The sequence below is a fragment of the Paraburkholderia guartelaensis genome (genome assembly GCF_004353905.1).
GTDB classification, from domain to species: domain Bacteria; phylum Pseudomonadota; class Gammaproteobacteria; order Burkholderiales; family Burkholderiaceae; genus Paraburkholderia; species Paraburkholderia guartelaensis.
In genome coordinates, this window is the sequence record NZ_SMOD01000004.1 from 320,867 (window position 1) to 341,445 (window position 20,579).

Genomic DNA, 20,579 nt, shown 5'->3' on the forward strand with positions numbered 1-20,579 from the left:
CTCGGGTATTTGAGCCAACGCAGACGCGAATACGCCTGCCACGGCCGATCGCCTTGCATAAGACCAGCGTAAGGCGCTAAAGCACCAACTCTGGTCGATATAGGAGACATCATGGGTGTAGCCGGCAAACACTTCCCCTCGCACGCTCCGGAGAGCGGCGCGCAAGACGCGCCCACGCCGCAGCCTGGCGCCAGCGATGAACGCGTGCGCCGCGAATCGTGGTTCGGCCATCTGCTCGGCCGCCCCGAATTCGCTGCGATTTCCGGCACCGTGCTGGTCTTCGCCGTCTTCGCGATCGGCGCGGGCGGCTCGGGCATGTTCGATCTCGACGGTGTGATGAACTGGTCCCAGGTCGCCGCCTACCTCGGCATCCTGAGCGTCGGCGCGTGCCTGCTGATGATCGCCGGCGAGTTCGACCTCTCCATCGGCTCGATGATCGGCTTCGCCGGCATGATGGTGGCGATCCCCACGATGTACTTCCACTGGCCCATCGCGCTTTCCATTCTGTTCGCGTTCGTGGGCTGCACCGCGCTCGGCGCGCTCAACGGCTACCTCGTGATGCGCACGCGGCTGCCTTCGTTCATCGTCACGCTCGCGTTCCTCTTCATCCTGCGCGGCCTGACGCTTGCGCTCTCGATCATGTTCGCCGACCGCACGATCGTCTCGGGCGTGGGCGACGTGGCCAAAGCCGACTTCGTGACCAACCTGCTCTTTCACGGCACGGCGTTCAAAGGCCTGTTCGTGGCGCTCGCGCATATCGGCATCGGCAAGATGCTCGACAACGGCCAGCCGCTCGTGCCGGGCGTCCCCAAGGTGATTCTCTGGTGGTTCGCGCTCGTGGCAATCGGCGCATTCGTGCTCGCCAAGACGCGCTACGGCAACTGGATTCTCGCCGTGGGTGGTGACTCCAACGCCGCGAAGAACGTGGGTGTGCCTGTGAAGCGCGTGAAGATCTCGCTCTTCATGCTCACCGCGTTCTGCTCGTGCCTCTTCGCCGTGCTGCAAGTGTGCGACATCGGTTCGGCCGCTGCCGACCGTGGGCTGCAGAAGGAATTCGAAGCGATCATCGCCGCGGTGATCGGCGGCACGCTGCTCACGGGCGGCTATGGCTCGGTGATCGGTGCGGCATTCGGCGCGCTCATCTTCGGCGTCGTGCAGATCGGCATCACTTACACAAACATCGATTCGGACTGGTTCCGCGTGTTCCTCGGCGTGATGCTGCTCATTGCCGTGCTCTTCAATCACTACGTGCGCCGCCGCGTCGCGCAATCGTAAGCCGGAGGCTCAAATGTCCGACACTCAAAACACCGCAGACGGCGACACGATTCTCGCGCTCGAGAATGTCAGCAAGTACTTCGGCAAGGTCATCGCACTGAACGGCGTCACGCTGCGCTTGAAGCGCGGCGAGGTGCACTGTCTGCTCGGCGACAACGGCGCGGGCAAGTCCACGCTCATCAAGACGCTCGCCGGCGTGCACCAGCCGACCTCCGGCCAGTATTTCGTGGACGGCAAGCCCGTGATGTTCGATTCGCCGAAAGACGCGCTCGATCTCGGCATCGCCACCGTCTACCAGGATCTCGCGCTCGTGCCGCTGCTCTCGGTCGCGCGCAACTTCTTCATGGGCCGCGAGCCACAGAAGAAGCTCTTCGGCTTCATCAACGTGATGGATCTCGATGCGAGCGCAGCGATCGCGAAGGATCGCCTCGCCGGGATGGGCATCAACGTGCGCGACCCGCATCAGGCCATCGGCACGATGTCGGGCGGCGAGAAACAATGTCTCGCGATCGCACGCGCCATTCACTTCGGCGCACGCGTGCTGATTCTCGACGAGCCGACCGCGGCGCTCGGCGTAAAGCAGAGCTTCAACGTGCTCAAGCTGATTCACGCCGCGCGTGCGAAGGGCATTTCGGTGATCTTCATCACCCACAACGTGCACCACGCCTACCCCATCGGCGACTCGTTCACGCTGCTCAATCGCGGTCGCTCGCTCGGGACCTATACGAAGGACACGATCAGCAAGAACGAAGTGCTCGACATGATGGCAGGCGGCGCGGAGATGCAGAAGATGATCGCCGAACTCGACGGCGCGACCATCTGAGCGCGCGCACGGCACAGCACTCAACAGGAATTCACATGGCTCTGACTCGTTCCACTCCAAGCCGCTTCGCCGCCGGACGCACCCGCGACATCGTCTGCCTCGGACGCCTGGGCGTCGATCTCTACGCTCAACAGGTGGGTGCGCGGCTCGAAGACGTCTCCACCTTTGCGAAGTATCTGGGCGGCTCCTCCGCGAACATCGCCTTCGGCTGCGCGCGTCTTGGCCTGAAGTCGGCCATGCTCACGCGCGTGGGCGACGACCATATGGGGCGCTTCCTCGTCGAAACGCTCACGAAGGAAGGCTGCGACACGAGCCATGTGCGCGTGGACCAAGAACGACTCACGGCGCTCGTGCTGCTGGGCCTCAAAGACCGCGACACGTTCCCGCTCATTTTCTACCGCGAGGACTGTGCCGACATGGCCGTCGATTCGGGCGACTTCGACGAAGCCTTCATCGCTTCCTCGAAAGCGCTGCTCATTACCGGCACGCACTTCTCGACCGAGCAGGTGAACCGCACGAGCCTCACCGCGCTCGAGTACGCGCGCCGCAACAACGTGCGCACTGTGCTCGACATCGACTACCGTCCCGTGCTCTGGGGCCTCACGGGGAAGGCGGACGGCGAGACGCGCTTCGTCGCAAGCGAAGGCGTGAGCGCGCATTTGCAGCGCATCCTGCCGCATTTCGATCTCGTGATCGGCACCGAGGAAGAGTTCCGCATTGCAGGCGGCAAGGAATCGCTCGTCGATGCGCTCAAGCGCGTGCGCGAAGTCTCGGGCGCGACGCTGCTCGTCAAACGCGGGCCGCTCGGCTGCCAGATCGTGGAAGGCGCGGTGCCCGTCTCGATGGACGATCTGCCGATGCAGCGCGGCGTCGAAGTCGAAGTGCTCAACGTGCTCGGCGCGGGCGACGCTTTCGCCTCCGGCTTTCTTTCGGGCTGGCTGCGCGACGCCTCGCTCGAGGATTGCGCACGCTCGGCCAACGCGTGCGGCGCCCTCGTCGTCTCGCGGCACGGCTGCGCGCCCGCCATGCCGACGCCCGTGGAACTCGACTACTTCCTGCGCGAAGCGGCCGCGGACCCCGTGCGCATGCGCCGCCCCGACCGCGACGCGACGCTCGCGCGCCTGCATCGCGTGACGCCCGCGCGCAAGCAGCACGACGAAGTGCTCGGCTTCGCGTTCGATCATCGCAACCAGTTCTTCGATCTCGCGCAGCAGACCGGCGTAAGCGAAGCGCGCATTTCGTATCTGAAGAATCTCTTCGTCGAGGCCGTGGCGCAGACCGAGCGCACGCTCGGTTTGCAAGGACGCATCGGTGTCCTGATCGATGACCGCTACGGCCAGGATGCGCTCAACGCCGCGACCGGCCGCGGCTGGTGGATCGGCCGCCCGGTCGAGTTGCCGGGCTCCGTGCCGCTCGTGTTCGACCATGGCCGCTCGATCGGCACGACGCTCGCGTCCTGGCCCATCGACCACACGGTGAAGTGCCTCGTGCAGTTCCATCCGGACGAGCCCATCGAACAGCGTCTCGAACAGGAAGCGCAGCTGCGCGCGCTTTACGACGCCACCCAGGCGAGCGGCCACGAACTGCTGCTCGAAGTGATTCCGCCGAAGCTTAACGGCAAACCGAATGCACCCGATACGGTCTATCGTGCGCTCAAGCGGCTCTACAACATCGGTCTCTACCCGGAGTGGTGGAAGCTAGAGCCGATGGGCGCCGCGCAATGGCGCGAGATCGACGCGCTGATCGCCGAGCGCGACCCGTATTGCCGCGGCGTCGTACTGCTCGGGCTCTCCGCGCCTATCGACCAGCTCGTGGAGGGTTTCCGCGCGGCGGCCGCCTCGAACACGTGCCGGGGCTTCACGGTGGGCCGCTCGATCTTCTACGAGCCGAGCCTCGCCTGGCTCGCAGGTGAAATTGGCGACGACGAAGTGATCGCCCGCGCGCGCCGCGCATTCGAAACGCTGATCGGCGCGTGGCGCGCCGCGCGCACCGATGCTCAGGGCACGCACGACAACCATGAGGAGAAGGCGGCATGAATCAACGCATTGCTCCTGGCGACTACGCCTCGCAGGAAAGCGCGCAGAACGCCGCGCCCGCGAGCACCGTGCGGCTCACGGCGGCGCAGGCGCTCGTGCGCTATCTCGCTGCGCAGCGCGTGGCGAGCGAGGACGGCTCGGGCCGCACTGAGCCGCTATTCGGCGGCGTGTTCGCGATCTTCGGTCACGGCAACGTGGCCGGCATCGGCGAGGCGCTCTACCAGCATCGGCACGAGTTGCCCACGCTGCGCGCGCACAACGAGCAGGCCATGGCGCACAGCGCGATCGCCTACGCCAAGGCGCACTTTCGCCGCCGCATGATGGCAGTGACGACCTCGATTGGGCCGGGCGCGACGAATCTCGTCACGGCGGCCGCGCTTGCGCACGTGAACCGCTTGCCCGTGCTGCTGTTGCCCGGCGACATTTTCGTTTCGCGCGAACCCGATCCGGTGCTGCAGCAGATCGAGGACCTGCACGACGGCGGCATCTCCGCGAACGACGCGCTGCGCCCCGTCTCGCGCTACTTTGACCGCATCGTGCATCCCGCGCAGTTGCTCACGGCGCTGCCGCGCGCGCTGCGCGTGCTCACCGACGCCGCGCTCTGCGGCCCGGTCACGCTCGCGCTGCCGCAGGACGTGCAAGCGATGGCATGGGACTACCCGGCGAGCTTCTTTACGCCGCGCCTAGTGACGTTCCACGCACCCGCGCCTGTGCAGACCGAAATCGACGCGGCGCTGACGCAGCTGCATCGCGCGAAACGCCCGCTCATCGTGGCGGGCGGCGGCGTGCTCTATTCGCGCGCGTCGCAGGCCTTGCAGACGCTCGCGTCCTCGCGCGGCATTCCCGTGGCCGAAACGCAGGCAGGCAAAGGCTCGCTCGCGTGGGACGATCCACTCAACGTCGGCGCGCTCGGCGTGACGGGCTCACCCGCCGCCAACGAACTCGCGCGCGACGCCGACTGCGTGCTCGCCGTAGGCACGCGTTTGCAGGACTTCACGACCGGCTCGAACTCGCTTTTTGCGAACGCGCATGTGATCGGCGTGAACGCCAACGGCTTCGACGCGCTCAAGCACGACGGCCTCGCCGTGCAGGCCGACGCGCGTCAGGCGCTCGCCGCGCTCAACGACGAACTGATCAACTGGCGCGCCGACGCAAACTGGACCGCGCGCGCCCAGCGTCTCGCGGGCGACTGGCGCGCGAGCATCGAGCGTCTTACGCACGCGCCGCAGGAACGCAACCGCCTGCCCTACGACGCCGATGTGATCGGCGCAGTCCAGCGCTCGTCGAGTCGTTCGTACACCGAAGACATCGTCGTCTGCGCGGCCGGCACGCTGCCCGCCGAACTGCACAAGCTCTGGCGCGCGGGCCAGCCCGGTGCCTATCACGTCGAATACGGCTACTCGTGCATGGGCTACGAGATCGCGGGCGGCCTGGGCGCGAAGCTCGCGCGGCCCGATCGCGAGGTCATCGTCATGGTGGGCGACGGCAGCTATCTGATGATGAATAGTGAGATCGCTACCTCAGTCATGCTGGGCGCGAAGCTCATCATCGTCGTGCTCGACAACCGCGGCTACGGCTGCATCAACCGGTTGCAGCAGGCTTGCGGCGGCGCGCCGTTCAACAACCTTTTCGACGATTGCGCGCAAGGGCCGCTCGGCGCGCCGCGTATCGACTTCGCCTCGCATGCGCGCTCGCTCGGCGCGCAGGCCGAACACGTGGCGAACGTTGCGGAACTCGAAGCGGCGATGCAACGCGCGCGTGCTTCGTCGCGCACTTACGTGGTCTCCATCGACACCGACCCCGCGCGCACGACGGAGGAAGGCGGCTGGTGGTGGGAAGTCGCCGTGCCCGAGGTGTCCACGCGCGCTACCGTGCGCGAGGCGCGCGAGCGCTATGAAGAACAGGTCGCGCAGCGCAGCGGACGCGCGCCAGCCGGCGAAGATGCGGCCGCCAGCGACGACGAACCCGGCAACGCCCAACGCGACTGACGACATAGACATCGAGGAGCGCACATGAGCGCATTTGAAGTACGCATCGGCATCAACCCGCTGTCGTGGATGAACGACGACCTGCCCTCGCTCGGCGGCGAGACGCCGCTATCGCAGGCGCTGACCGAGGGCCGCGAGATCGGCTATGAGGGCTTCGAGCTAGGCAACAAGTTTCCGCGCGAGCCGAAGGCGCTCAAGGCGCTCCTTGCGCAATACGATCTGTCGCTCGTCTCCGGCTGGTACTCGGGCATGCTCGCGCGGCGCAGCGTGGAGGAAGAGATCGCCGCAGTCGAGAAGCATCTGGACCTGCTCGCGCAGAACGGCGCAACGGTGATGGTCTACGGCGAGGTCGCCGATTCGATCCAGGGCGCGCCGCGTCCGCTTTATCAGCGCCCGCGCTTTTTCAGCGACAAACAGTGGGACGAATACGCCGCACGCGTGGACGCCTTCGCGCGCCATACGCTCTCGCGCGGCGTGCGGCTCGCGTACCACCATCATATGGGCGCCTATGTCGAAACGCCCGCCGACGTCGACAAGCTCATGGCGCGCACGAGCGACGCCGTGGGCCTGCTGTTCGACGCGGGCCATATGACGTTTGCAGGCGGCGACCCCGTCGCCGAACTCGACAAGCACATTGCACGCGTATGCCACGTGCACTGCAAGGACGTGCGTCCCGCCGTCATGAAACTCGCACGCAACCGCAACTGGAGTTTTCTCGACGCCGTGCTCGCAGGCGCGTTCACCGTGCCGGGCGACGGCGCCATCGATTTTCCCGCGATCATCGCGCGGCTCAAGCGTCACGGCTATCGCGGCTGGCTCGTCGTCGAAGCCGAGCAGGATCCTGTGATCGCACCGTCGTATGAGTATGCGCAAAAGGGCTACCGTACGCTGCGCACGCTCGTCGATGCGACGGACACCCAATCGAAGGAGGCAGCATGACTCTTCTGGTCAAGGCCGCGCGCGAAGGCCAGACGATCGCGCGCGTCACGCCCGACACCGCGGGCTGGCGCTATGTCGGCTTCGCCGCATACCGGCTCGAAGCGGATGAACTCGTCTACGTGAGTGAGCCCGATCGCGAAAGCTGCATCGTCGTGCTCTCGGGCGCGGTGGATATCGAGGCAGGCGGTGAGCGCTGGTCGAGCCTCGGCTCGCGCGACAGCGTCTTCGAAGACGCCGCGCCGTATGCCCTTTATGTGCCGCCCGGCGTGAAAGCGACCGTGCACGCCAAACGCAATGCCGAAGTGGGCGTGGCGAGCGCGCCCGCCAAAGGCACGCTGCCCGTTCGCCTCATCGAGCCGGCGCAGATGAAGCGCTCCACGCGCGGCAAGGGCGCGAATACGCGCTACGTCTGCGATATCCTGCCGCAAGACGCGCCAGCTGAATCGCTGCTCGTGGTCGAGGTGCGCACGCCTTCGGGCCATTCGTCGAGCTACCCGCCGCACAAGCACGACGCCGACCGCTTGCCGCACGAAAGCGCGCTCGAAGAAACCTACTATCACCGGCTCAATCCGCAGCAGGGGTTCGCGTTCCAGCGCGTGTACACCGACGCGCGCGATCTGGACGAAACGATGGCCGTGGAAAATCACGACGTCGTGATGGTGCCGCGCGGCTACCACCCGGTCGTCGTCCCGTATGGCTACGACTCGTACTACCTGAACGTGATGGCGGGCCCGACGCGCGAATGGCACTTCCACAACGACCCGGCACACGAGTGGATCATCGAGCGCGACGCGAAATGACGCGTCCATAAAAAAACGCCGCGTGTCGAATCCACGCGGCGTTTTTCATCGTGCCCGCAACGAGCGACGAACGGCAAGCGCATCAAGCCAGCCGGAATTTCCCGACCAGCCGCTTGAGCACCTTCGCCTGATCGTCGAGCGATTGCGCAGCGGCAGTCGCCTCTTCCACGAGCGCCGCGTTCTGCTGCGTGCCGGCGTCCATCTGTGTGACCGCGCGGCTGATTTCCTCGATGCCGGAGCGCTGCTCGCGCGAAGCCGCCGAAATTTCGCCGATGATGTCGTTCACGCGCCGCACGGCCTTCACGACTTCGTCCATCGTCGAGCCCGCGTCCTGCGCGAGCGTCGAGCCATTCGATACGCGTTCGACCGATGCGCCGATCAGCGCCTTGATCTCCTTGGCCGCCGCCGCGCTGCGCTGCGCGAGGCTGCGCACCTCGCCCGCCACCACGGCGAAGCCGCGCCCATCCTCGCCCGCGCGCGCCGCTTCCACGGCGGCATTGAGCGCAAGGATGTTGGTCTGGAACGCAATGCCCTCGATCACGCCGATGATGTCCGCGATACTCTTCGCGCTGTCGTTGATCTCCTGCATCGTCGCGACCACGCGCCCCACCACCGAGCCGCCCTTCTCCGCGATCGCCGAAGCGTTGCCCGCCAGCGTGCTGGCCTGTTCGGCGTTTTCGGCATTCAGGCGCACCGTTGACGTGAGCTCCTCCATGCTGCTCGCCGTACGCTCGAGCGCCATGGCCTGTTCTTCGGTGCGGCGCGACAGGTCGAGATTACCGGTCGAGATTTCGCCCGAGGCGGAGGCGATCGCCTCGGCGCTGGCCGCGATTTCGGCCACCGTGGTCGAGAGACCTTTCTGCATGTCGCGCAGCGCGCCCAGCATGCTCGCCGCGTCGCGCGCGTGAACCGTGACGGGCTGCGCGAGATCGCCGGCCGCGATACGGGCCGCTATGGCCTTGGCGTGCGCGGGCTCGCCGCCCAGTTGCCGTGCGATGCGGCGCACGACCCATTCGCTCACGAAGAACGCGAGCACGAACATGGCCACGGTCGCCACGGCCATCATCACGAACGACGACTTGAAGATGAACTCGGCCTTTTCGATGGTCGCCTTCGCGGCCGTCCCGCGCTGCGCGACGAGGTCGTTGACGAGCGTTTCGAGCTTGCCGGTCTCCACGAGCAGCGAGACGTCCTGCGTGCCCACCTGCCAGCTCATCTGCGAGAGATCGAGCGGCTGCTGCTTCACGAGCGTCACGAAGTCGCGCAGGTGGCCGCTCCACGCCGTGGTCGCATCGGCGAGCTTCTTTTGCAGGGCGAGCGCGTCGCCGCCCTGCTCCTGCGCGTATTGCTGCAGCTGGCTCATGCCGCGCTCCAGCGCGCCGAGATCCTTGTCGATGTCCTGGCCCAGTTCGTCGCGCTCGCGCGCCGTGGTCGCGGTAAGCAGCATCTTCTGCGCGCGGCTCGCGCGCAGCACGTGGCCGCGTGCTTCCTCGGCGGCGCGGCTCGCGACGTAGCCCTGTTCGTAGATCGATTGCGTCGAGCCGTTGAGACGGCTGATTTGCGCGAGCGAAACGGCGCCGATGGCGAGCGTGCCGATCAGCACGAGCGCGAAGGCGAGGCGCAGCGTGGCCTTCACGGAAAGCCGCGAGCTGCGCGTCGCCGCGCCGGCGCGTCCCATTTTGCGTTGCTGCGCGCTCGCCGCGCCGCCTGCCGGATCCTGCGGCACGAAGCCCGCGTGCCTGCCGCCTTGCGATACTGCTTTCATTTTGGTCTCCAGCATTGTTGTCAGGCTCAGCGCCATCGTTCTGATTTGCGCTACGCCTCAACCCCGGTCTACGGCACACCGCCGCGCATTCTTTAACGCCTTCGCGCGCGGGGGCGGCCCGTATTCCAGCCCCGTTTTGCGCACCTCGTGGGCGCGCATATCGGCGGTTTATACACGGCCAAAATGAGATGCCAAAAATCCCGGAGCAATTTTGAGTATTGGCTCGAGCCCCTTGCGGCATTGGGCCGCAGGGTAACGGCGCGCCGCGCATGTCCGATTCTCGACAAATCTTGTCCGTACAGTTCGAGCAAGACACATTACACTGCGCTCATAACTCTTATACATGTCCTTTCATGCCGCCGCCGCTGCCCGCCCGGAGTGGTGCCCGCTGAATACTCTCTGCTGCTACCGACAACATGGAAACCAGTCTCGACAAGCGCGCCCTGCCGGGCGCCGCCGCGGGTTCGTCTGCGGCCGCTTCTGCCCCCGCCGCGGGCGCGGTGCAACGCACCGTCTACTCGGTGCTGGGTGCGATCAGCTTCTCGCACCTGCTCAACGACATGATCCAGTCGTTGATCCTCGCCATCTACCCGATGCTCAAGGACAACTTCTCGCTGTCGTTCACGCAGATCGGCCTCATCACCCTCACCTACCAGATTACGGCGTCGATGCTGCAGCCGCTGGTGGGCTTCTTCACCGACAAGCGGCCCCTGCCGTACTCGCTGCCCGTCGGCATGGGCTTCACGCTGTGCGGCCTGCTGCTGATGTCGGTCGCGCCGACCTTCGGCGTGCTGCTCGTCGCGGCCGCGCTGGTGGGCTGCGGCTCGTCGGTGTTCCATCCGGAATCGTCGCGCGTGGCGCGCATGGCGTCGGGCGGGCGTCACGGTCTCGCGCAATCGCTCTTCCAGGTGGGCGGCAACGCGGGCACGTCGCTCGGGCCGCTGCTTGCCGCCGCGATCGTCATTCCGCACGGCCAGCGCAGCATCGCGTGGTTCTCGGCGGCGGCGCTCGTGGGCATGGTCGTGCTCACGCAGATCGGCCGCTGGTACAAGGCCCATCCCGCGATGAAGAAAAAGCGCACCGAGGTGCCGCACGTCGCGCTCTCGCGCTCACGCGTGGCGGGCGCCATCGGCGTGCTCGTGCTGCTCGTGTTCTCGAAGTACTTCTATCTCGCGAGCATCAACAGCTATTTCACGTTCTATCTGATCGACCGCTTCCACCTCTCCGTGCAGGCCGCGCAGATCCATCTGTTCGTGTTCCTCGCCGCGGTTGCCGCCGGCACGATCATCGGCGGTCCGGTGGGCGACCGCATCGGCCGCAAGTACGTGATCTGGGTCTCGATTCTCGGCGTGGCGCCGTTCACGCTGCTCCTGCCCTACGCCAACCTGTTCTGGACCGGCGTGCTCACGGTGATCATCGGCGTGGTGCTGGCCTCGGCGTTCTCGGCCATCCTCGTCTACGCGCAGGAGCTGATTCCGGGCAAGGTGGGCATGGTCGCGGGTCTCTTCTTCGGCTTCGCGTTCGGCTTGGGCGGCATTGGCGCAGCGGTGCTCGGCCAGTTGGCGGATGCGACGAGCATCGGCTTCGTCTACAAGGTCTGCTCGTTCCTGCCGCTCATCGGCATCCTCACCGTGCTGCTGCCCGACGTGGAAGGCAAGCGCGCGAAGAAAACCGCATAAGCGCAGCGGCGCACTTTGCCGCTCAGCAAAACGGCCGGACGCCCCTCGGGGCTCCGGCCGTTGTTCGTTGTGCGCCTGCACACGCTTTGCCTCGCCGCGAGTTCGTACTAGGCTTGTTGTTGGCCGCCGCCGCCCGCCAGCGAGCCCCTTCGGCCTGGCGAAAGGCGGCGCTTTCGAGACGCCCGCGCGCGAGGTTCGCCATGCAACTGTCCACGGTAGAGATCGAAAAGCCTGAAGCCACCAACTTCATCCTCGGTCAGACCCACTTCATCAAATCGGTTGAGGATCTGCACGAGGCGCTTTACGGCACCGTGCCGGGCATCCAGTTCGGCCTCGCGTTCTGCGAAGCGTCGGGCAAGCGGCTCGTGCGGCGCTCGGGCACGCAGGACGCACTCATCGAGATGGCGACGCAAAACGCGCTGCGCATCGCGGCGGGCCACAGCTTCATCATCTTTCTCGGCGACGGCTTTTTCCCCATCAACGTGCTCAACACGATCAAGGCCGTGCCCGAGGTCTGCCGCATCTTCTGCGCCACCGCGAACCCCACGCAGGTGCTGATCGCGGAAACGGATCAGGGGCGCGGCATCGTCGGCGTGGTGGACGGCATGCCACCGCTGGGCGTCGAGGCCGAGGACGACGTGCGCTGGCGCAAGGACCTGTTGCGCGCCATCGGCTACAAGGCCTGAGCGCCGATGACAACGCTGCGCGCGGCGATCGAGCGGCAGACGGCGCACGCGCTCGCCTGCGGCGCGCTCCATCCCATCGAGACGGCGCATACCTTCATCGACGATGGCGGCATGCGTTTCTCCGTGCGCGTGGCGGAGAACCTCGCGCGCAAGGAAGCGGCGCGGCTCACGCCGCAGACTTCGACTTCGTCTGTTCCGCAGCCCCCGCGCGATCCGTTCCTGCCTTACGAGCCCGATCTCTTCGTCGGCGACCTCTCGCCCACGCATGTTGCGCTGCTCAACAAGTTCAATGTGATCGACCGGCATCTGCTGATCGTGACGCGCCGGTACGAGCCGCAAGAGGCGCTGCTCGACGCAGCGGACTTCGCCGCGCTGATCGGGGTGCTGCGCGAAATCGACGGACTCGGGTTCTACAACGGCGGCGCAGCCGCAGGTGCGAGTCAGCCGCATAAGCATTTGCAGATGGTGCCGCTGCCGCTCGCGGGTGATGCGCCTCATACGACGCCGCTCGAGGCGCTGCTCGGCGGCGCGCAGGCGGTCCATGGCGCGCGTCCCATAGCGATCGTGCCGGGGCTCGCGTTTCGGCATGCGTTCGCGCGCCTCGATCTCGGCCCCGACTTCGGCACGGCGGAAGATGCCGCACTAGTCGCACTCGGCTGCTATCGCGCGCTGCTGGACGCGGCGGGCGTGCCCGCTATCGACGTGGGCAGCGTCGCGCATCAGGGCGCGCCGTACAACCTGCTCGTGACACGCCGGTGGATGCTGGTGGTGCCCCGCACGACGGAATGTGTCGAAGGAATTTCGGTGAACTCGCTCGGCTTTGCCGGCTCGTTCTTCGTGCGCAATGCGGCGCAGTTGCAGACACTCACGCAGCTCGGCCCGATGACGGCGCTCGAACGCGTAAGCGTGGCGCGCTGAGGCGCTGAGACGCGTTCAGCCGACGACGAGCGGCTCGAGCGCCCCACGCAGCGCGTCGGGCAACGCGCTCACGGGCCGGCGCGTCGCGCGATCGACGTAGACATGCACGAAATGACCCTGCGCCGCGGGCGCATCCTCGCCTTCGCGAAAGAGCCCGACCTCGTAGCGCACGCTCGACGACCCGAGACGCGCAACGCGCAGCCCCGCTTCCACGCGCTCCGGAAACACGAGCGGTGCGAAGTAGTTGCACTGCGTTTCGACGACGAGCCCGATGGTCGTGCCGTGCTCGATGTCGAGCGCGCCCGCGCGAATCAGATACTCGTTCACCACGGTGTCGAAGTAGCTGTAGTAGACGACGTTGTTCACGTGGCCGTAGACATCGTTGTCCATCCAGCGCGTGCCGATCGGCAGGAAATGACGATACCCGGAGCGGGCGACGGTGACGGGTCGGTTCATCGAGGAGATCCAGGGAAGGCGTCGCGGAAAAGCGTCGATCGTTGGGCAGCCATCACTGGCCCGGACGCTCGACGAACTCGAACGGCAGGCCGCGCCGGCGCATCCATTCGCCGAGCGCCTGCCCCGTGCCCGCGCGCCACGGCCGCAGCTTCGCGGGCTCGACGAGGCGGTATTCGAGCAGTTCCGGCGAGAGCGCGATCGTGCCCGACGCCTTCACGTGATACGCGATGATGAGCTCGTTCTTGCGGATGAACTCGTACACGCCAACGAGTTCGACACTCTCGGCGCGCAGCGCGGTTTCTTCATGCACTTCGCGCGCGATGCCCTCTTCGGGCGTCTCGCCGTTTTCGAGAAAGCCGGTGATGAGCGCGAACATGCCCTCGGGCCAGGCCGCGTTACGCGCGAGCAGAATGCGGCCCTCGTACTCGACGATCGCCGCCACGACGGGCAGTGGATTGTTCCAGTGGACGTAGCCACAGGCCTGGTCCGGGCAGGCTAGACGCACGCGCCCGCCTTCGTGGGCGGGATCGGAGCGCTCGGTCAGGCGCGTGGCGCAGCGCGGGCAAAACTGGTAGTCGCTCATGGGGGAAAAGACACGGGTCGATGGCGCTGGGAACCGGCCGCGCGGCCCGGCGGGCACGCTCGCGGCGCCCGCGAAAGCGACCATTCTAGTGTGCTATCGGAGTCCGCGTGCGGCCTCGCGCGTGCGCCAGGCCCGCCAGACGAGCCCGATTGCGCCGGCCACGAGCGCACCCGCCGCAAGCCAGAGCGAATGCGAGAACGAGCCCGTCGACGCCGCGAGCGGCGCGGCCACGAGCGGTCCCGCGATCTGCCCGACGCCATAGGCGGCCGTCGCATAGCCCATCAACGCGGCGGCATGCTCGCCGCGCAGCAGGCGCGCCTCGCGCATCGCAAAGAGCGTGATGGCCGTGAACGGCAGTCCGATCAACACGCTGCCGAACGAGAAGCCCGCGGCGTTGGGCCAGATGATGCCGAGCGCGATGCCCACGGCCTGCAGCACGTAGGCGCCCGCCAGCATCAGGCGGTTGTCCCAATGCAGCGGGAGGCGCGCAGCCAGCAGCGCGCCGGCGATCAGCGCCGCGCCGAACATCGGCCAGAACAGATCGGGCCAGGCCGAGCCGGGCAGCGCGTGGCGCGCGATCACGGGCAGGAACGTCGCCGTGATGATGTAGCCGAAGCCCGGCACGCCGTAGAGCAGCACGAGCCAGAAGGCGTCGGCGCGGCGGCCGTCGCGCTCCACGTGCGCGGCGCTTGCCGCAGCACGCGCGGCGGGACGCGGCGCGAGCGCGCGCATGTCTTCTCCAAACGTCGACCAGACGACGGCGGCGAGCAGCGCGCTGATCAGCCCAAAGCCGATCCACCCCGTGCGCGCGCCGAGACCGCCTGCCGCGCTCACGAACAGCCCGGTCGCGATGATGCCGACGCCGGGACCGGTGTAGATCACGCCGCCCCACTCGTTCGCGCCGAGTTGCGCGAGCCGCCGCAGGCCCCACTGCGAGGCGAATACGAAGGTCCACGCGCTCACCGCGCCCGCCACGAAGCGCACCACGGCCCAGATCCAGAACTGCTGGGTGAGGCCCATCGCGAGCGTGAGAAGCACCGTGGTCACGAGACCCGCGCGCACGATCTTCGCGGGCGCCATGCGCAGCGCGACGCAACTGATCGCGCCAACGAAGTAGCCCGCGTAGTTCAGCGAGGCGAGCCAGCCGCCGTGACGCAGGTCGAGCGCGCCACCGTGCAGCATCAGCGGCAGAAGCGGCGTAAAGGCGAAACGCCCGACGCCGAGCGCGACGGCGAGCGTCACCATACAGGCCCGTGCCGCGCGGCGTCCGGCATGCGGACGTGGCTCGGAAACGTGGACGGTGCCGGGGACGTAGTCGTTCATGAGATCAGCGGATTAAGCAACTGCCTACCATCGTAGGCGATTCTATCGTTCACGAAAAATGAATTATCATGAATCGATGCATTCCGAGGAGAGAACTATGGACCTCGCCGAACTGGCGATTTTCCGGGCGGTCGTGCGGGAAAACGGCGTGACGCGGGCCGCAGCCAAGCTCAACCGCGTGCAGTCGAACGTGACCACGCGCATCAAGCAGCTCGAAGATCAACTCGGCACCCCGCTTTTCACGCGCGAGGGCCGCCGCCTCATTCTCACGCCCGCTGGCGAAACCCTGCTGCCCTACGCCGAGCGGCTGCTCGCGCTCGCCGACGAAGCGCGCCATGCGCTGAAGGCCGGGCAGCCAGCAGGACGCCTGCGGCTCGGCACCATGGAGAGCGCTGCAGCAAGCCGTCTGCCCGGGCTGCTCGCGCACTACCACCAGACATGGCCCGAGGTCACGCTCGAACTGGAAACCGGCACGACCGGCAAGCTGATCGAGCGCCTGCACGAATACGAAATCGATGCTGCGCTGATCGCCACGCCGCTCGACGGCGTACCGGACTCCGAGGTCTTCGAGCTCGTGCCGGTCTATCGCGAAGAACTCGTGATGCTCACGCCGCGCGGCCACCGGCCGATCCGCCAGCCCGGCGACATCGCGCTGTCCACGCTCGTCGCGTTCGAGCGCGGCTGCGCGTATCGCGCCTATGTCGAGCGCTGGTATCTGGAACACGGCATCCGGCCTTCGCGCGTGCTGGAACTGGGCTCGTATCACGCGATCGTCGCGTGTGTGGCGGCGGGTGCGGGCGTGGCCGTCGCGCCGCGCTCGGTGCTCGAACTGCAACGCGGCGCCGACGAGGTCACGATGCATTCGCTCGGCAAGCTCGGTCAGATCGACACGCTGCTCGCCTGGCGGCGCGGCCACTTTTCGCCCGCACTCGGCGCGTTGAAGGATGCGCTGCTGGAGCATGCGCAACGCACGGGCAGCGCGGCGTTGTCAATCGCGGCTGAGACTGCAGCCGCAACCGCAGGCCTTCACGTCATCTAAGCCGCACGGGAAACAAAAAGGGCTGCCCTCACGGACAGCCCTTCTTCGTCGCAAAGCGGCGTTCAAGCCGCGACGCGCGTATTACAGCTTCGCTTCGACCCAGCCCTTCACGCCGGCGAGCGCGGCCGGCAGGTTGGCCGGCTCGGTGCCGCCTGCCTGCGCCATGTCGGGACGGCCACCGCCCTTGCCGCCGACCTGCTGGGCGACGAAGTTCACGAGTTCGCCGGCCTTGACCTTCTTGCTCGCCTCGGCGGTCACGCCCGCGATCAGGCTGACCTTGCCGCCGTCGACAGCCGCCAGCACGATGGCCGCGCTCTTGAGCTTGTCCTTGAGCTTGTCCACGGTCTCGCGCAGCGTCTTCGAATCGGCGCCATCGAGCGTCGCGGCCAGCACGTGCACGCCGTTCACTTCGATGGCCTGCCCGACGAGCTCGTCGCCCTGGCTCGAAGCGAGCTTCGACTTGAGCGCGCCCAGTTCCTTCTCGAGCGACTTCACCTGGTCCTGCACCTGCGCGATACGCTGCGTCAGTTCCGAAGGTTGCGCCTTGAGCGCCGCCGCGGCCGCATTCACGCGCGCGTCGAGTTCCTGCACGAAGCGCACGGCGTTGTCGCCCGTGATCGCTTCCACGCGGCGGATGCCTGCGGCCACGCCGCCTTCCATCACGATCTTGAAGAAACCGATGTCGCCGCTGCGCGTGACGTGCGTGCCGCCGCACAGCTCGCGCGAGAAGCCGAGGTCGAGCACGCGCACTTCGTCGCCGTACTTCTCGCCGAACAGCGCCATCGCGCCGCCCTTCACCGCGTCGTCGTAGGACATCACGCGCACGATGCCGGGCGCGTTCGCGAGCACTTCCGCGTTCACGATCTGTTCGACGCGGCGGATTTCGTCGTCCGTCATCGGCGCGTTGTGCGCGAAGTCGAAGCGGGTTTTATCCGCGTCGACGAGCGAGCCCTTCTGCTGCACGTGCGAACCGAGCACTTCGCGCAGCGCCTTGTGCATCAAGTGCGTAGCCGAGTGATTGCGCGCGGTGCGGGCGCGGAGGATGGCGTCGATTTCCGCCTTCACGACGTCGCCCACCTTCAGCGTGCCCTGCTCGAGGGTGCCGTGGTGGCCGCTCACGTCAGCCTGGACCTTCAGCGTGTCGGCCACGGCGAAACGGATGCTCGCGTTCGAGATCACGCCCTGGTCGCCCACCTGGCCGCCCGATTCCGCGTAGAACGGCGTGTGGTCGAGCACGACCACGGCGTCCTGGCCCGTCTTCACTTCGGTGACCGATGCGCCGTCCACGTAGAGCGCGACGACCTTCGCGTCGTCGAACGCGATTTCCTCGTAGCCGTGGAACGTCGTCTTTGCGCCCGAGTATTCGAGGCCCTGCGTCATCTTGAACTTGCCTGCCGCGCGCGCCTGCTCGCGCTGACGCGCCATCGCTTCGTCGAACGCCGGTTCGTCGACCGTGACGTTGCGCTCGCGGCAAACGTCGGCCGTGAGGTCGAGCGGGAAGCCGTACGTGTCGTGCAGCTTGAATGCGAGTTCGCCCGAGAGCGTCTTGCCGCCCTTGGCTTCGAGGTCGGCCAGTTCGGCTTCGAGAATCGACATGCCGTGCTCGATGGTCTCGAAGAAACGCTCTTCTTCCTGACGCAGAACGTCCGTCACGCGTTGCTGCGCTTCGGCGAGTTCCGGGTAGGCAGCGCCCATTTCAGCGACGAGATCCGCCACCAGCTTGTGGAAGAACGCGCCCTTCTTGCCGAGCTTGTAGCCGTGGCGGATCGCGCGGCGCACGATACGGCGCAGCACGTAGCCGCGGCCTTCGTTGCCGGGAATCACGCCGTCGACGATCAGGAACGAGCACGCGCGGATATGGTCGGCAATGACCTTCAGCGAGTTGTTCGTGAGGTCAGGCGTGTTCGTTTCGCGCGAAGCCGCCTTGATGAGATTCTGGAACAGGTCGATCTCGTAGTTGCTGTGCACGTGCTGCAGCACCGCGGCGAGACGTTCGAGGCCCATGCCCGTGTCGACGCACTGCTTGGGCAGCGGCGTCATGTTGCCCTGGGCGTCGCGGTTGAACTGCATGAACACGAGATTCCAGATCTCGATGAAGCGGTCGCCGTCTTCTTCAGGCGATCCCGGGGGGCCGCCCCAGATTTCCGGGCCGTGGTCGTAGAACACTTCCGAGCACGGACCGCAGGGACCGGTGTCGGCCATCTGCCAGAAGTTGTCCGAGGCGTAGCGCGCGCCCTTGTTGTCGCCGATACGGATGATGCGCTCGACCGGCACGCCGATTTCCTTCGCCCAGATGTCGAAGGCTTCGTCGTCTTCCTTGTAGACGGTGACCGTGAGCTTTTCCGCCGGCAGTGCGTAGACCTTGGTCAGCAGTTCCCAGCAGTAGTGGATCGCGTCGCGCTTGAAGTAGTCGCCGAACGAGAAGTTGCCGAGCATCTCGAAGAACGTGTGGTGACGCGCCGTGTAGCCGACGTTCTCGAGGTCGTTGTGCTTGCCGCCTGCGCGCACGCTGCGCTGCGCGGTCGTGGCGCGCGAGTACGGGCGCTTTTCGGTGCCGAGGAACACGTCCTTGAACTGCACCATGCCCGAGTTGGTGAAGAGCAGTGTCGGGTCGTTGCCCGGCACGAGGCTCGACGAGCGCACGATCGTGTGGCCCTTCGATTCGAAGAACTTGAGGAATTTCTCGCGGATGTCGGCGGCTTTCATGGCGTGCGTTGGGTCCTTCCTGGGGCGTACGGTGCTGAGACTTTGTCGTGGTCGCGCTCGGGGCCTATCTTGCTCACGAAAACCCCGATGCTGAATCGAACGATTATACGGGATCGTCGCGCGCTCGCGGCGGCGCGTCCGGCGTGGTTTGCATGGGCGCGACAGGGCCCGCGGCGACACGATGCGTCGAGCGATTTTGTTCCGCACTGCGGAACCTTGTACCGAATATTGGCGCATGCTGCGCCTTTTCGCTTACTATGGGCGGCATCGGCCAGCGCACAACCCGCGCTCTTGGCCTGCCTTAGAACGACATCGGAAGACATAGCATGGGCGCTCTCAGCCATATCCGCGTACTCGATCTCACCCGCGTCCTCGCCGGACCGTGGTGTGCACAGACTCTCGCCGACTTCGGCGCCGACGTGATCAAGGTGGAGCGCCCCGGCGCCGGCGACGACACCCGCCACTGGGGCCCTCCGTACCTGAAGACCCCCGATGGCGCGGACACGGCCGAGGCCGCCTACTACCTCGCTGCGAACCGCAACAAGCGCTCGGTGACGGTGGATATCGCCACGCCCGAGGGACAGCGCATCGTGCGCGAGCTGGCTGCGCAAAGCGATGTCGTGCTGGAGAACTACAAGGCGGGCCAGTTGAAGAAATACGGCCTCGACTACGAGTCACTGCGCGAGGTGAAGCCCGACCTCGTCTACTGCTCGGTCACCGGTTTCGGCCAGACCGGGCCCTACGCCTCGCGCGCGGGCTATGACTTCATCGTGCAGGGCATGGGCGGCTTCATGAGCATCACCGGCGAGCGCGACGCGCTGCCAGGTGGCGGCCCGCAAAAGGCCGGCGTCGCGATCGCCGACCTCATGACCGGCATGTATTCGACCATTGCCGTGCTGACGGCGCTCGCGCACCGCGACCGCACGGGCGTGGGCCAGTACATCGACATGGCGCTGCTCGACGTGCAGGTCGCGATGCTCGCGAACATGAATTCGAACTACCTGGCGAGCGGCACTCCGCCCGCGCGCTGGGGCAACGCGCATCCCAACATCGTGCCCTATCAGTCGTTCCAGACGAGCGATAGCTGGATCATCCTCGCCGTCGGCAACGACGGGCAGTTCCGCAAGTTCGTCGAGGTGGCGGGCCAGCCCGCGCTTGCCGACGACGAGCGCTTCGCGACCAATCCGGCGCGCGTGCGCCATCGCGATACGCTCGTGCCGATCGTCGCCGATCTGATCCGCACGCGCACGAAAGCCGACTGGATCGGCGCGCTCGAAGCGGCAGGCGTGCCGTGCGGGCCGATCAACAACCTTGCGGAAGTGTTCGAGAACGAGCAGGTGATCGCGCGCGGGCTGCAGGTGGACGTGCCGCACCCTTCGGGCGGCACGGCGCGGCTGGTGGGCAACCCCATCCGCATGAGCGAAACGCCGCCGCGCGTGGCGAGCCATCCGCCCACGCTCGGCGAGCATACCGATGCGGTACTGCGCGACGTGCTCGGCTACGGCGACGAGCACGTGGCGGCGTTGCGCAGCAAGGGCGTGGTGTAACGCAAGGCCCGCGCGG

The 20,579-nt window shown here is 66.6% G+C and carries 16 protein-coding genes; 11 read left to right on the top strand and 5 right to left on the bottom strand.

The window, feature by feature from the left end; genetic code table 11:
• Positions 1-111: 111 nt before the first annotated feature.
• The 6 genes from E1N52_RS07730 to iolB are packed head-to-tail and all read left to right on the top strand — an operon-like array spanning position 112 to position 7,861.
• The gene (locus E1N52_RS07730) at positions 112-1,275 is read left to right on the top strand and encodes an ABC transporter permease (protein WP_133181641.1); all 1,164 of its coding nucleotides are present in this window, start codon (positions 112-114) and stop codon (positions 1,273-1,275) included.
• A 13-nt stretch (positions 1,276-1,288) separates the two neighbouring features.
• Complete coding sequence (locus E1N52_RS07735; RefSeq protein WP_133181643.1) at positions 1,289-2,098, top strand: ATP-binding cassette domain-containing protein; 810 nt, start codon at positions 1,289-1,291, stop codon at positions 2,096-2,098.
• Between the two features lie 35 nt (positions 2,099-2,133).
• Positions 2,134-4,134 carry a bifunctional 5-dehydro-2-deoxygluconokinase/5-dehydro-2-deoxyphosphogluconate aldolase gene (locus E1N52_RS07740; protein WP_133181645.1) on the top strand — a complete coding sequence of 667 codons (2,001 nt, stop codon included), beginning with the start codon at positions 2,134-2,136 and terminating at the stop codon, positions 4,132-4,134.
• On the top strand, positions 4,131-6,122 hold the full coding sequence (gene iolD, locus E1N52_RS07745; RefSeq protein WP_133181647.1) for a 3D-(3,5/4)-trihydroxycyclohexane-1,2-dione acylhydrolase (decyclizing): 1,992 nt from the start codon (positions 4,131-4,133) through the stop codon (positions 6,120-6,122). The genes E1N52_RS07740 and iolD overlap by 4 nt, the downstream gene beginning before the upstream one ends.
• A gap of 24 nt (positions 6,123-6,146) precedes the next feature.
• A complete protein-coding gene (gene iolE, locus E1N52_RS07750; RefSeq protein ID WP_133181649.1) occupies positions 6,147-7,061 on the top strand; it encodes a myo-inosose-2 dehydratase in 915 nt (304 codons plus the stop codon).
• Complete coding sequence (iolB, locus tag E1N52_RS07755; RefSeq protein ID WP_133181651.1) at positions 7,058-7,861, top strand: 5-deoxy-glucuronate isomerase; 804 nt, start codon at positions 7,058-7,060, stop codon at positions 7,859-7,861. The genes iolE and iolB overlap by 4 nt, the downstream gene beginning before the upstream one ends.
• An 82-nt stretch (positions 7,862-7,943) precedes the next feature.
• Here the strand turns inward: iolB and E1N52_RS07760 are convergent, their stop codons facing one another.
• Positions 7,944-9,626 carry a methyl-accepting chemotaxis protein gene (locus E1N52_RS07760; protein WP_133181652.1) on the bottom strand — a complete coding sequence of 561 codons (1,683 nt, stop codon included), beginning with the start codon at positions 9,624-9,626 and terminating at the stop codon, positions 7,944-7,946.
• 416 nt (positions 9,627-10,042) lie between these two features.
• On the opposite strand from E1N52_RS07760, the gene E1N52_RS07765 reads away from it, so the two are divergent.
• The 3 genes from E1N52_RS07765 (at position 10,043) to E1N52_RS07775 (ending at position 12,909) form a co-directional block, all read left to right on the top strand.
• Complete coding sequence (locus tag E1N52_RS07765) at positions 10,043-11,305, top strand: MFS transporter (RefSeq protein WP_133181654.1); 1,263 nt, start codon at positions 10,043-10,045, stop codon at positions 11,303-11,305.
• 200 nt (positions 11,306-11,505) lie between these two features.
• Positions 11,506-11,991, top strand: coding sequence for an adenosine-specific kinase (locus E1N52_RS07770; RefSeq protein WP_133181656.1), 486 nt, complete (start codon positions 11,506-11,508; stop codon positions 11,989-11,991).
• Positions 11,992-11,997: 6 nt separating this feature from the next.
• The gene (locus tag E1N52_RS07775; protein ID WP_133181658.1) at positions 11,998-12,909 is read left to right on the top strand and encodes an ATP adenylyltransferase family protein; all 912 of its coding nucleotides are present in this window, start codon (positions 11,998-12,000) and stop codon (positions 12,907-12,909) included.
• 15 nt (positions 12,910-12,924) lie between these two features.
• On the opposite strand, the gene E1N52_RS07780 is transcribed toward E1N52_RS07775, so the two are convergent.
• The 3 genes from E1N52_RS07780 to E1N52_RS07790 all read right to left on the bottom strand — a co-directional run bounded on the left by E1N52_RS07780 (position 12,925) and on the right by E1N52_RS07790 (position 15,271).
• Positions 12,925-13,365 (bottom strand): acyl-CoA thioesterase, encoded by a 441-nt coding sequence (locus E1N52_RS07780; protein ID WP_133181660.1) that lies wholly within the window; start codon positions 13,363-13,365, stop codon positions 12,925-12,927.
• Between the two features lie 52 nt (positions 13,366-13,417).
• Positions 13,418-13,948, bottom strand: a complete 531-nt coding sequence (locus E1N52_RS07785) for an NUDIX domain-containing protein (RefSeq protein ID WP_133181662.1) — start codon at positions 13,946-13,948, stop codon at positions 13,418-13,420.
• Positions 13,949-14,041: 93 nt separating this feature from the next.
• Complete coding sequence (locus tag E1N52_RS07790) at positions 14,042-15,271, bottom strand: YbfB/YjiJ family MFS transporter (protein ID WP_425468028.1); 1,230 nt, start codon at positions 15,269-15,271, stop codon at positions 14,042-14,044.
• 97 nt (positions 15,272-15,368) lie between these two features.
• Between E1N52_RS07790 and E1N52_RS07795 the strand changes: the two genes are divergently transcribed.
• The gene (locus E1N52_RS07795) at positions 15,369-16,310 is read left to right on the top strand and encodes a LysR substrate-binding domain-containing protein (protein WP_133181664.1); all 942 of its coding nucleotides are present in this window, start codon (positions 15,369-15,371) and stop codon (positions 16,308-16,310) included.
• 81 nt (positions 16,311-16,391) lie between these two features.
• Here E1N52_RS07795 and alaS read toward each other — a convergent pair whose 3' ends face one another.
• The gene (alaS, locus tag E1N52_RS07800) at positions 16,392-19,016 is read right to left on the bottom strand and encodes an alanine--tRNA ligase (protein ID WP_133181666.1); all 2,625 of its coding nucleotides are present in this window, start codon (positions 19,014-19,016) and stop codon (positions 16,392-16,394) included.
• Positions 19,017-19,342: 326 nt separating this feature from the next.
• On the opposite strand from alaS, the gene E1N52_RS07805 reads away from it, so the two are divergent.
• The gene (locus tag E1N52_RS07805; protein WP_133181668.1) at positions 19,343-20,563 is read left to right on the top strand and encodes a CaiB/BaiF CoA transferase family protein; all 1,221 of its coding nucleotides are present in this window, start codon (positions 19,343-19,345) and stop codon (positions 20,561-20,563) included.
• The last annotated feature ends 16 nt before the right edge of the window (positions 20,564-20,579 follow it).